Below are 11583 nucleotides of genomic sequence, written 5' to 3' on the forward strand. Positions count from 1 at the left end.
AAATCCAATGTTATGAAAAAGAATAACCTTACTTTATTTTTTAGAATATTTTGGCATACAAAAACTGCACTTCAAAAATTGTGTCCAATTTTTGGAGTGCAGTTCTGTATGAGTGCCTTTAATTAGTTTTTAAAATCAATATATTCAGTTTTAGAAGATGCTACAGGTTTACCATTAGAATCTGTGGCAGGACTAAATCTCCATTTAGAAATAGTATCAACAATGGCTGCATCAAGAGCACTAGAGCCACTAGATGAGACAACTTCAACATCCCCTACAGAACCATCTTCCCTGATAGTAAAACGTATATCTGCACCATGAGCAGCTTCACCATAGGCAGCGAGCAATGCTCGGTCAATAGGTGGTGTAGCTATAGCTACTGGTGGATCATATGGAGCTGCCAACACAGAAGCTACCATACTCATTACAAACAATGAGCTTAAGATAATACAACGCAACACTTTATTCATCGTTTTCTCCTTATTTAGCTTTCACAGCTTGCTTAGGCAGAGTAATTGTCATCCCAATAATGGATTCGTGTGCCTTTTGATCTGTGCCAATAGCAGGGGTAAACTTCCACTGCAAAATTGCTTTTCTTACTGCTTCATCAACGGGAGCATATCCAGAAGAGCGCTCTACGAAAACATTTTTAACATTACCTTTTTTATCAATCAAGAAGCGTACGCGCATATCAGGCGCTACCGTAGCGGTTTGAGGGATTTCAGGCAACTCAGGTTTTACAATAGTAACCTCTCTTGGAGATTCTAAAAACTTCGCTGCATCGGCTGTATAATCACTTAACATGCCAAAAGATGCAACGAGTACTGCTGCAGCAGCGTATCGGAATAATTTATTCATAAGAAGCCTCCTTATTAACCTTTTACCTATGCATAATATCATACTAAATAAAGATGAATATTAAAAGAATAAATTCTTATTGATAAAATTTCTCATTTATGATATATTGAACTCAAGATAACTGTTCGGACTCACATATCAAGTTGATATGACAAAAAACTACACAAAGGAGGTTCATCATGAGACGTAGAAAGCGTATTCAAATGAAGGTCATGATGGTACTTGGTATCGTTGCCCTCGTTGGGCCTAACCATCTACAAGCACTTATTCCCTAGATTATTTTGACCTTAGCAGAAGACCGTATAACTGCCACTAGCCGCTACGTTAGTAGCGGCTATTTTTCCGTTTAAATTCAGAGAGATATTCTCCTTCTTCAAATTATTTCATTATTAGAACAAAATATTTCTCTCAAACAAGGTCATTAATGTTTTTAAATTTAGTATCTATAAAAGGAGGCTTATTATGAAATTTAATCGAATTTTATTAGTCGTCGTATCATTAGCACTTATAGTATTTGCCCTTGCAGGCTGCGGAAAAGACACAGCCCAAGATAGTCAGAAAAAACTTAATGTCGTAGCCACTACAACGATGTTAACGGATTTAGTAAAAGAAATCGGCGGTGATCATGTAACCGTTCAAGGTCTCATGGACCCAGGTGTAGACCCTCACCTATATCAAGCGAGTGCAGGCGATGTAACAGCTATGTCTAAGGCGGATGTTGTAGTATACAACGGCATTCACTTGGAAGGTAAAATGGGCTCCATTTTCGATAATCTAACAAAGCAAAATAAAGCGACCATCCGCGTATCTGATGCCATTGATCCAGCTACATTGCTCGACTTTGACGAAGAAGATGGTGTAAAAACAAAAGACCCTCATATTTGGTTTGACGTTGCTAACTGGAAGCTGGCAGCAAAAGCAGTATACGAAGGTCTTGCTAAAGCCGATCCGGCCCATAAAGAAGATTACCAAAAACGCTATGACGCATATCTTACTAAGTTAGATGAAACTGATGCGTACGTTAAAGCTCAAGCAGAATCGATTCCGAAAGAATCTCGCGTACTTGTAACAGCTCATGATGCATTCCAATACTTTGCTCGTGCGTACGGCTTTGAAGTAAAAGGTTTGCAAGGTGTAAGCACTGCCACAGAAGCAGGTACACAAGATATGAATAACCTTGTTCAATTCATCGTAGACCACAAGATCAAAGCCATCTTCGTAGAGTCTTCTGTACCTCACAAAACAATTGAAGCCGTTCAAGAAGCTTCTAAAGCTAAAGGTTGGAACGTCTCCATCGGCGGCGAATTATACTCTGACTCCCTCGGCTCTGAAGGCACTGAAGGTGGCACATATATCGGTATGGTGAAAGCCAATATTGATACAATTACCAAAGCACTTAAATAATCAATTGCTAGATTTTCTTAATTAAATAAGACAAATTAAATTTACGTATACTAACTTAAATAGACTCAAATTTACTTTGTTATTGTAAGTACATGTGCTACTAGCAATTCACAGCCAGTAGCACTCATTAATACAAGGAGGTTTCCATGGAATGGGCCGTTGAAGTTGAAGATATGACCGTAGCATATACGACAAAACCCGTATTATGGGACGTAGATATGAAGGTACCCATCGGTTCCTTAGCGGCCATTGTCGGCCCTAATGGTGCCGGTAAGTCCACATTATTAAAGGCCATGCTCGGCCTACTAACAGTTATCTCAGGAAGTGTAAAATTTTATATCGATCACCACTTAGCAATGGACAAAAATGATTACAAGAAAATCGCCTACGTCCCTCAAAGTGGTAGCGTAGACTGGGACTTTCCCACTACCGTACTAGATGTAGTACTCATGGGTCGTTATGGTCATCTAGGTTGGTTCAAGCGACCTAGCAAAAAGGATAAGGAACTCGCCCTCTCCATGATTGAAAAAATGGGTATGAGCGACTATGTGGACAGACAAATTCGCCAGCTTTCAGGGGGACAACAACAACGCGTCTTCCTCGCAAGAGCTCTCGTCCAAGAGGCAGATATTTACCTCATGGACGAACCCTTCAAGGGCGTCGATAAAACCACAGAGCATGCTATTATTTCGCTTTTACAAGAAATGAAAGCTCGAGGCAAAACGGTTATCGTCGTCCACCACGATTTAAATACGGTGCCCCAATATTTCGATTGGGTAACGATGGTAAACAAACAAACTGTCGCCTATGGCCCCGTAGCAGATACATTTACGGACGAAGCTATTGAGCGCACCTACGGCAAGAGGAGGATTGTATGACCATACTCCAATCCTATACGACGCAAATGGTACTGCTCGGCACGGCGTTATTAGGCCTCGCTAGCGGTATCGCTGGTACCTTTGCGGTACTTCGCAAGGAAAGCCTCATCGGTGACGGCCTATCTCATGCGGCACTACCCGGTGTGGTCATTGCCTTCTTGCTGACGGGCATCAAGGACATCGAAGTTCTCATCGCAGGTGCTGCCCTATCCTCTATCACTGCGGCTTGGCTCATTACCATCACAGTAGAAAACAGCAAAATCAAATTTGATGGCGCTTTAGCCACCATACTCTCTGCCTTCTTTGGGCTCGGTATGGTATTGCTCACCTATGTACAAAGCTTAAACAATGCTGGTCAAGCGGGGCTTTCAAAATTCATATTTGGACAGGCCGCCACCATATTAGCGCGTGACGTGTACATCACATCTGCAGCGGCGCTCATCATCATCGTGTTAACCGCATTATTCTGGAAGAAGTTAAAGCTCATCTCCTTCGATGTGGAGTACGCCAAAACACTACAAATTCCCGTCACTTTCACCCTTATTTTATATCGTTCATTATTGATCATGACCATCATCATCGGCATTCAATCGGTAGGTGCTATCTTGATTAGCTCTCTCCTCATTGCACCCGCCGTTGGGGCAAGACAGTGGACGAATAAACTGGGCACCATGTGTATATTAGCAGGATTTTTCGGCATGATATCTGCCATCGGCGGTACTATCTGGAGTACATCGGTCCCAAAATTACCGACAGGTCCAGCTATCATCGTCATTTTATCGATTCTCGTATTATTGAGCCTCATCTTCGCTCCTAACAGAGGTATGCTCTGGCAGTTCCGCAAAAATAGACAGTCAAAGCACGCATTATTGTTAGAAACCACAAGGGCTCCCAAATCCAAGGCACAGCAAAGTATTTACGCACTTGAGGACGCACAACCTCGCATAGGAGGTGCCCCATGACAGTTCATACAGAGATATTGCTCATTGCCATTGCGGTATCCATCGCATGTGCCATCCCTGGGGTCTTCCTCGTATTGCGTCGCATGTCCATGATGGCCGATGCCATTACACACACCGTATTCCTCGGCATCGTGCTCGCTTTCTTTATGACGGAAGATTTAAACTCTCCATTTCTACTCGTCGGGGCTACCTTGGTTGGTGTAGGCACCGTATGGCTTACGGAAATGATACACAATACGGGGCTTGTCAACGAAGATGCGTCTATCGGCATCATCTTCCCGCTTCTATTCTCTATCGCCATCATTCTAGTCAGTCTATACAGCGGTAATGCTCATCTCGATGTAGATACCGCATTACTCGGCGAAATAGCCTTTGCCCCCTTTGATCGATGGATTGTGAACAGCACCGACTTGGGGCCTGTATCGCTATGGATTTCTCTAGGCGTGGCGCTCATCAATTTAATTTTAGTCATGCTGTTCTACAAGGAATTGCAATTATCTACCTTTGATCCGCTACTAGCGGGACTCTTCGGCTTTATGCCAGCCCTCATCCACTATGTACTCATGACCATGGTATCCCTCACCGTTGTGGCCTCGTTCCAAGCGGTAGGTGCCATTCTCGTCATCGGCCTCATGATTGGGCCTGCAGCCATCGCTTATTTATGGACGGACTCTGTGAAAGCCATGCTTACTAGCAGTATCATCATCGGTATTATCTGTGCCGTCATCGGTACGGAAGTAGCTTTCACCATGGATGTATCCATCGCGGGCTCCATTGCAACCACCATCGGTATCGCACTGATTATCGCTGTTATCGCAACACCGAAGACAGGCTATATCGCCACATACCGCCGTCAACGTCACTTACGTCGCCACTATCGGGAAACGATGATGCTATGCCATATTTATACACATATGGATACACCTATCGCGCACGTTGAAAACGGCATCGGTACCATTCATGAGCATTTGAACTGGAGGCCTGATTATACTCATCAAGCTGCTTCACAGCTAAAGAAACAAGGTCTATTATATGTGACAAATGGACACTACGTGCTTACTGATAAGGGTATAGCACAAGTTAAAGAGATTATTTAAATACAATACCAATACTTTTCCCAACAAAAAGAAGCTGAAATCAATGCTGCTCTGCAAAGATTTCAGCCTCTTTTATTTTTAACTAATAGTCTTACATCCTATTAATAACTGGATTCACGTCAATGACTATCTATAACAAATAGTACCAACACTATAATAAGCTCAACGCAATCACAAAGAATCCTATTAATTAATAATAGCTTCTAATGGAATTACATGAGGTAGCCCATTGTCATCCATATAAATTTTCGTTTTAACACGGTATACATCTTCCATCATGGCTTCTGTAAAGATGTCTTTCGGCGCGCCTTGAGCATATACTGTACCCTCTTTAAGCACGATGATTTCATCTGCGAACATAGCCGCCAGATCAAGATGATGCAATGTTACTAGTGTTGTAAAATCATTTTCTTGAGTCAGATTTTTTAGCAATGTTAACAAGTCAAATTGCTTGTGCAAATCTAAAGCACTTGTCGGTTCATCAAGAATTAAGATTTTAGGTTCTTTTACAAGGGCTTGCGCCATGAACACAAGTTGACGTTGACCACCGCTGAGCTCCATGATGCTGCGCGATGCAAAGCGCTGTAAGTTCAACCGTTCTAATACCTCTTGTGTGGCTGCAATATCCTCATCACTTACGCGGAAGGACATGGATCCCATGCGCCCTAGCATAACGACTTCAAAAACAGATAGATTGACTTTACAGTCATTATCTTGAGACAAATAGCTCACTGTACTGCTAAAATCCTTTGTAGAATATTGAGATACAGGTTTACCATTAACGGAAATCTCGCCCTTGCCTTTCAAGATACCCATGATTGTTTTTAAAAGTGTAGATTTACCAGCACCGTTAGTACCAATGAGCGCAGTCAATTTACCTGTTTTAGCAGCAAAATCAACGCCCTTTAAGATTTGTCCGTCTTCCGTAGCGGAATAACCAAAGGTTAGATTATGAACTTCAATCATTTGAAATAGCTCCTTTTCCTAGTTAATACCAACGAGAAGAAGAAAGGTACGCCGATGATTGCCGTCACAATACCGATTGGGAACATCGCCCCAGGAACGAGCATCTTACTCGCAATAGATGCGAGAGACAAAATCGCCATGCCACACACTGCAGATAACGGTAAAAAATACCGTTGATCCTCACCCACAAGCATACGTGCAATATGTGGTCCTACAATACCGATAAAACCAATGGTTCCAACGAAGGAAACGGCAACGGCTGTAATGATGGAGATGAAAGCAAATACTTTTACCCGTAAGCTTTCAACATTAACACCAAGACCAGAAGCCTTTTCATCGCCTAATTTTAATGCTGTTAAACGCCAAGATTCACGCATCATAAGCGGAAGCATGATTGCTAGCACGATAAGAACAATAGAGATGTTCACCCAATTTGCCTTAGCTAAACTCCCCATAGTCCAGAACACGATGTTTTGAAGGGCCTCAGGAGATGCCATATATTGCATCAAGGATTGAAGCGCTTGGAACAAGAACATCATGCCAATACCGGCGAGAATCATCGTTTCAGAGGAGAAGTTCTTAATCTTATTGATGGAATAGATAAAGAAACTCGTCAAACTAGCAAATACAAAGGCGCCAAATGGAACCATAAAGACACCTAAAAACTCTAATGCACTAGCGCCTACAACTACCATAAGAGATGCGCCGAAGCCAGCCCCTGCGGATATACCAAGTGTATACGGGCTAGATAACGGGTTATCAAGGATAGTCTGCATGCCAGCACCAGCAATGCCCAAAGAAGCACCTACGAGCAACGCCATAATGGCCGTCGGAAGACGAATCGACCAAATGATAACATATGCGTTTTTGGAAACCTCTGCTGGGTCTGTTAATGCGAGCCATACATCACTTAACGTAAGTGATGCAGGACCTACAATAATATCGGTAACAAAACTTACCGCACAAATGATCAATCCGATAATAATGAACAATAGTTTTTTATAACTCTGTTTTTTATAATCGTACTGATTGTTAGTTTCTGTCACTATGAAAAACTCCTTTTTAGTTCAAATGCATAAACCAAACGCCACCGTAAGAGAATGGAAGGAATTTGTCATAGAATTCCTTAAGTGTGCCTTCAGGATCTACATCCTTGAATTCCTCAGGATAGAATGTTTTAGCTAAGTATTCGAATACTGCAACGTCATATACTTCACGAGGTAAACCATGGTGAGTAGAGAATACGTTTTTAGATTGAACGGCTTTCAATTCAGGCCAGCCTTGACGTTCTGTGGTGAAAGCTTTCAATAATTCTTGAGATTTAGCTTCATTTGTATCAAAGCCTAAACGCATGGATGTAGGTTTCTTAGGCCAGTAAGAACCGATAATCATGATGATATCTGGATTTTTCTCAAGTATAAACTCTGGATTAATAGGAGACGTTTTCTTAATAACATCCTTGGTGATGACATCAGCACCAGCCATAGTAGCTAATGCCCCCCAAGAGTAATTACTACTAAAGGAATTACCAAATTCTTCCGGACCATTCATACCAACTTCAAGGTAAACTGTTGGTTTTGGTTTGTTAATTTTACTAACACGATCGAGAACTCTTGTCACGCGATCCGTATAGAACTTGCTGATTTCTGCGGCACGTTCCTCTTTACCCAAAGCCTTACCTATGGCTTCGATAGATTTTTGATGACTTTCAAGTTTTTCAGCATGGTAATCAATGTAAATCGTTTGTACACCTGCTGCATCTAATTTTGGTTTAGCATCGGACTCATATTGTTCTTTCAAGTCAAGAGGAATGAAAATAACATCTGGGTTCAAGGAAATAACTTGCTCCACATTAAATGTTTTATCACCGATAGTCCCCACTACTGGGATCTTAGCTAACTCAGGCATTTCAGCAGTAAAGTGCTTCCACATATCCGCTCTATAATCCTGTAAGGATGTATCCATACCGGCGATAACCTTCGGCGTATCCTTGCCCATAAGTGCGGAAATCGTAAAGAATGGACCACCGGCACCACTCCATTGTAAAACAACTCTCTCTGCTGGCTTTTTAAGCGTTACCGTACGTCCTGTTACGTCAGTAATCTCAATAGGCTTACTATTTTGCGCTGTATCTTTCTTTGTCTCACTAGGACCTCCACATGCAGCGATGAGCATACTAACAATTAGGAGGAAAACCGTGGCTAAATACGCCATAAACTTCTTTTGTTTGAACATAAGTACCTCTCTTCTCTCAACTAAAACCATCACTATAAGTGCACATAAAAAGCCCGTCTCCCCACGAAGAGGAAACGGGCTGTCATCTCAGTTAGACTAACTACCACGCCTAATAAGCTAGCATATAGTATGAGCTTTCAACTATGCATAGCTAGTATAAATTCATCTATATCAATCCCCATCCCTGTCTCTCGCAGGTCAATTGGCAATTGTTAATTAGGCAGTTCTCCTGGCTCCAGTTTAACGTTACTTTGCGCCTTCCCAAAAACCTCAGTGACCGAGAGCATTTTACCCTCTATGCAAAGTACCTCGCTGTTACAGTGGCGTGATCGCTTTGGCTTATACCAAATTCTCTATTAAGTCAATAGACACCTAACCCAATCATATGTGATTTTTCTCATCGTAGCATGCGGTATATACAGTGTCAATAAACGTATAGGGGTACAGCTATTCTTGTAAAATCTACACTTTTTAGCAAAAGAGAAGCTAAAACTCAACCACTAAGCGGAGTTTTAGCTTCTCATTAGGACAATCTGTAGAAATATCCTTAAAATTCTATAATTTATTTTTATCGATTAATAACTTTTCCTCTACAATTCAAGGCGCATTTGATACCATTTGGCACCGCCATGATCCGACGTTGACGCCCCTTCATTTACAAAACCAAACTTGGCATAATAAGGCAACTTTTCTTCCTTACAGGTTAAAATGACACCCTTTCGATTTTCCTCTCTGGCCAATTCTATGAAAGCCTCTATCAACCGACCACCAACACCACGATTGCGGTATTCAGGCATCGTATTTAGACCAAAAATCATCTGCCAAGCACCTTTGGGATTATGTAGCGAAGCATCGGCGAACATCTCATCCGTTAAGACTTCATCATCAGATACGAAGCCATCGATAAAACCAATTGGTGTAGTTTCATCAAAGGCAATTAAAAACTGACCTGCATAATGGTCTAATCGTTCCTTAAAAGCCTCACGAGGCGCCGCCTCTGCCGGAGGAAAACAAGTTGCTTCTATATGTGTTACTAAATCTAAATCAGAGGTTGTCGCTTTTCGTATTAACATATTAATGTCCTTCTTTATGTACTTATGCACTTATGTATTTGTATAGAGCACATTTTAAAATGAGTCAGCTAAAATAAATCATTTTTAGTATAAACGCTTTACACCATAAAGGCTACACGTAGAGATGTTACGTGTAGCCTTTTTCTGCTAAATCTTATATTTACTAAATTTACTTTTTCGTATATTTAGGCACATTGCGATATTGCATCGGTAAGGAATTTTCTTTTACTTTAAAACCATGTTTCTCGTACAAGGTCGCATTCTTGCTGTCGCCAATCATAACATTGATATACAAATACGATTTGTAAGCGTCTTTCACCATTTCAAGCAAGTGTCCTGCAATACCTTGTCCCCGATAATCAGGATGAACTAGCACATAATTGATGAAGCATACCAGCTCGCTATCATCCATGACGCGAATAAGACCTATTAAGCGATCTCCATCCCAAGCAGAAATCACGCGCGATGAATTCATCAGTGCCTTGTGCAATCTATCAGGATATTTACCTACCACCCAACGAACAGACAGAAATAACTCTGCTACTTGCTGAGGGGTAAAATTTCTTTCTTCTGTATACGTAATCGCCATAAAAGCTCCTCCTATAAATCTCGAGATATATGCTATCAAAGAGATGGTATCCATCAGTTAACTAAACTATATGACTATATGACTATATAAGTATTTAACTACATAACTATATAGTCACATAATATTAAACAAGTTCCTTGCTCATATAGATAAAATCATCCATAGGGTTATGATAATACGGCTCACATTCAATAAAACCATGCTTCTTGTACAGATGGATCGCTGCTTGCAATGGTTCAATTGTATCTAGCACCATTTCTTTATATCCAGATGCCTTGGCATGGTCCATAATGCTTTCAATCAGACGATTACCGAGAGCATGACCACGACCCTCGGGACGCACATATAGGCGTTTCATTTCACAACGGGTATCACTATGCTGATAATACGCCACCATGCCGAGCACCACATCATTATCATCAATTGCAACCAATAATTCACCATTTGGCGCCGTATATTTCTCAGCAATATCTGCTAATTCCTTATCTAAATTCTGAAAGGACAAATCGCGACCAAGCCACTGCGTATACTCTTGAATTAGCTCTTTTACTTGATCTAAATACGGTTTGCCATCAATAATATGAATCATATAACCTCCAACGGATATAATACCCTACAATTATTTTTTCTCATGTGGCTTATGCTGAAAGGTTTCTTTTACAATCCCTTCACCAACAACATTGCCACCTTCCATGATAAAGAACTCAGTACCTGCTTGTAGAGCAGAATAATCTACAGTTTCATAAAGTGGTAGCGCATTAGCTCCTATTTCTTTATCAAAGATGACATCTTCACCATCAATAAAGTTAATACCAAGATATTCCTCAGTACCTTTTATAACAAAATGAGGATAGTACATTCCATTATTTAAATTAGGTGGAGTTCTTCTCTTCTTGCTAAAGAAAGTAACTGTACCGCCAATAGTAAAATCTAAAGTACTCATTTCGGACCTCATTCAACTACATATACCATATCACCTTTAAAGTATATGTTCATTATACAGTGTACGGGATTCCCTTCGGTCCATAACCACCCCTGGAATACAGCGTGTCCCCAATTATAGGTCTCCATAATGACCTCAAATTCGCTTTCACTATAATCCTATTGATACTGAGGTAACTCAATTCTTTTACCTGTGAAAGTATCTAGTATTATGTTATTAAATACGAGAATTTCGAAAAAATCTATATCGCACGTCTCAAATACAACTTGAGCCTTATGAGTTTGTTCAGTACCGTTTTCGTAAGAAAAAATGTAATCAAATGTAAAGATCAAATTATCGTCTACGTATTCTATTTTCTGTACCCTTGCATCATGGAGAGAATATTTGGAATACTCTCCAAAAGATTTTGTTGTTTTCATGGGACCTCATTACACAACTATAAGTAACTAATTAAAATGCAGTCAAATTAATCTATCATTTTATTTAAAACATCTTGTTCTACCATAAAGTCTTCAATTTAATATTATATGATGAATTGTAAAATATATTGCGACAAATAAAAAGACTCATATTGGAGA

At 40.6% G+C, this 11583-nt stretch carries 13 protein-coding genes, 1 pseudogene and 1 riboswitch; of the genes and pseudogenes, 4 read left to right on the forward strand and 10 right to left on the reverse strand.

Annotated features, from left to right (window positions below; all coding sequences use genetic code 11):
* Positions 1–122: 122 nt before the first annotated feature.
* Complete coding sequence (locus tag Q7O55_RS05440; protein ID WP_105086886.1) at positions 123–470, reverse strand: energy transducer TonB; 348 nt, start codon at positions 468–470, stop codon at positions 123–125.
* A 10-nt stretch (positions 471–480) separates the two neighbouring features.
* Entirely contained in the window at positions 481–858 is a 378-nt protein-coding gene (locus Q7O55_RS05445) for an energy transducer TonB (RefSeq protein ID WP_303929029.1), read from the reverse strand.
* 462 nt (positions 859–1320) lie between these two features.
* Here Q7O55_RS05445 and Q7O55_RS05450 point away from each other — a divergent pair, with 462 nt between their 5' ends.
* From Q7O55_RS05450 to Q7O55_RS05465, 4 genes are all read left to right on the forward strand, one after another.
* A complete protein-coding gene (locus Q7O55_RS05450; RefSeq protein ID WP_303929030.1) occupies positions 1321–2262 on the forward strand; it encodes a metal ABC transporter solute-binding protein, Zn/Mn family in 942 nt (313 codons plus the stop codon).
* Between the two features lie 146 nt (positions 2263–2408).
* Positions 2409–3140 (forward strand): metal ABC transporter ATP-binding protein, encoded by a 732-nt coding sequence (locus Q7O55_RS05455; RefSeq protein ID WP_303929031.1) that lies wholly within the window; start codon positions 2409–2411, stop codon positions 3138–3140.
* A complete protein-coding gene (locus tag Q7O55_RS05460) occupies positions 3137–4102 on the forward strand; it encodes a metal ABC transporter permease (protein ID WP_303929033.1) in 966 nt (321 codons plus the stop codon). Before Q7O55_RS05455 ends, Q7O55_RS05460 begins: the two co-directional genes overlap by 4 nt.
* Positions 4099–5199 carry a metal ABC transporter permease gene (locus Q7O55_RS05465; RefSeq protein WP_303929034.1) on the forward strand — a complete coding sequence of 367 codons (1101 nt, stop codon included), beginning with the start codon at positions 4099–4101 and terminating at the stop codon, positions 5197–5199. Before Q7O55_RS05460 ends, Q7O55_RS05465 begins: the two co-directional genes overlap by 4 nt.
* A 186-nt stretch (positions 5200–5385) precedes the next feature.
* Here the strand turns inward: Q7O55_RS05465 and Q7O55_RS05470 are convergent, their stop codons facing one another.
* The 8 genes and pseudogenes from Q7O55_RS05470 to Q7O55_RS05505 form a co-directional block, all read right to left on the reverse strand.
* Complete coding sequence (locus tag Q7O55_RS05470; protein WP_008603092.1) at positions 5386–6165, reverse strand: ABC transporter ATP-binding protein; 780 nt, start codon at positions 6163–6165, stop codon at positions 5386–5388.
* Positions 6162–7211: an iron ABC transporter permease gene (locus tag Q7O55_RS05475; protein ID WP_278618596.1), complete on the reverse strand. Its 1050-nt coding sequence runs from the start codon at positions 7209–7211 to the stop codon at positions 6162–6164. The genes Q7O55_RS05470 and Q7O55_RS05475 overlap by 4 nt, the downstream gene beginning before the upstream one ends.
* A 16-nt stretch (positions 7212–7227) precedes the next feature.
* Entirely contained in the window at positions 7228–8400 is a 1173-nt protein-coding gene (locus Q7O55_RS05480; protein ID WP_303929038.1) for an ABC transporter substrate-binding protein, read from the reverse strand.
* A gap of 201 nt (positions 8401–8601) precedes the next feature.
* A riboswitch (cobalamin riboswitch) is annotated at positions 8602–8791 on the reverse strand.
* Positions 8792–8990: 199 nt separating this feature from the next.
* Positions 8991–9473 carry a GNAT family N-acetyltransferase gene (locus Q7O55_RS05485; RefSeq protein ID WP_303929040.1) on the reverse strand — a complete coding sequence of 161 codons (483 nt, stop codon included), beginning with the start codon at positions 9471–9473 and terminating at the stop codon, positions 8991–8993.
* A gap of 169 nt (positions 9474–9642) precedes the next feature.
* Complete coding sequence (locus Q7O55_RS05490) at positions 9643–10062, reverse strand: GNAT family N-acetyltransferase (protein WP_303929042.1); 420 nt, start codon at positions 10060–10062, stop codon at positions 9643–9645.
* Positions 10063–10186: 124 nt separating this feature from the next.
* Positions 10187–10651, reverse strand: coding sequence for a GNAT family N-acetyltransferase (locus Q7O55_RS05495; protein ID WP_303929044.1), 465 nt, complete (start codon positions 10649–10651; stop codon positions 10187–10189).
* A 30-nt stretch (positions 10652–10681) separates the two neighbouring features.
* Positions 10682–11005 carry a hypothetical protein gene (locus Q7O55_RS05500; protein WP_303929046.1) on the reverse strand — a complete coding sequence of 108 codons (324 nt, stop codon included), beginning with the start codon at positions 11003–11005 and terminating at the stop codon, positions 10682–10684.
* Positions 11006–11013: 8 nt separating this feature from the next.
* Positions 11014–11424 (reverse strand): annotated as a pseudogene (locus Q7O55_RS05505) (hypothetical protein).
* Between the last annotated feature and the right edge of the window lie 159 nt (positions 11425–11583).

It is taken from the genome of Veillonella parvula (assembly GCF_945949885.1).
Classification (GTDB): domain Bacteria; phylum Bacillota; class Negativicutes; order Veillonellales; family Veillonellaceae; genus Veillonella; species Veillonella parvula_B.

What these genes read in the sequence shown, in the direction of transcription:
- Q7O55_RS05470 (WP_008603092.1), bottom strand. Translation starts at nt 6,165, where the DNA reads ATGATTGAAGTTCATAATCTAACCTTTGGTTATTCCGCTACGGAAGAC.
- Q7O55_RS05465 (WP_303929034.1), top strand. Translation starts at nt 4,099, where the DNA reads ATGACAGTTCATACAGAGATATTGCTCATTGCCATTGCGGTATCCATC.
- Q7O55_RS05455 (WP_303929031.1), top strand. Translation starts at nt 2,409, where the DNA reads ATGGAATGGGCCGTTGAAGTTGAAGATATGACCGTAGCATATACGACA.
- Q7O55_RS05480 (WP_303929038.1), bottom strand. Translation starts at nt 8,400, where the DNA reads ATGTTCAAACAAAAGAAGTTTATGGCGTATTTAGCCACGGTTTTCCTC.
- Q7O55_RS05495 (WP_303929044.1), bottom strand. Translation starts at nt 10,651, where the DNA reads ATGATTCATATTATTGATGGCAAACCGTATTTAGATCAAGTAAAAGAG.
- Q7O55_RS05450 (WP_303929030.1), top strand. Translation starts at nt 1,321, where the DNA reads ATGAAATTTAATCGAATTTTATTAGTCGTCGTATCATTAGCACTTATA.
- Q7O55_RS05485 (WP_303929040.1), bottom strand. Translation starts at nt 9,473, where the DNA reads ATGTTAATACGAAAAGCGACAACCTCTGATTTAGATTTAGTAACACAT.
- Q7O55_RS05440 (WP_105086886.1), bottom strand. Translation starts at nt 470, where the DNA reads ATGAATAAAGTGTTGCGTTGTATTATCTTAAGCTCATTGTTTGTAATG.
- Q7O55_RS05460 (WP_303929033.1), top strand. Translation starts at nt 3,137, where the DNA reads ATGACCATACTCCAATCCTATACGACGCAAATGGTACTGCTCGGCACG.
- Q7O55_RS05500 (WP_303929046.1), bottom strand. Translation starts at nt 11,005, where the DNA reads ATGAGTACTTTAGATTTTACTATTGGCGGTACAGTTACTTTCTTTAGC.
- Q7O55_RS05445 (WP_303929029.1), bottom strand. Translation starts at nt 858, where the DNA reads ATGAATAAATTATTCCGATACGCTGCTGCAGCAGTACTCGTTGCATCT.
- Q7O55_RS05490 (WP_303929042.1), bottom strand. Translation starts at nt 10,062, where the DNA reads ATGGCGATTACGTATACAGAAGAAAGAAATTTTACCCCTCAGCAAGTA.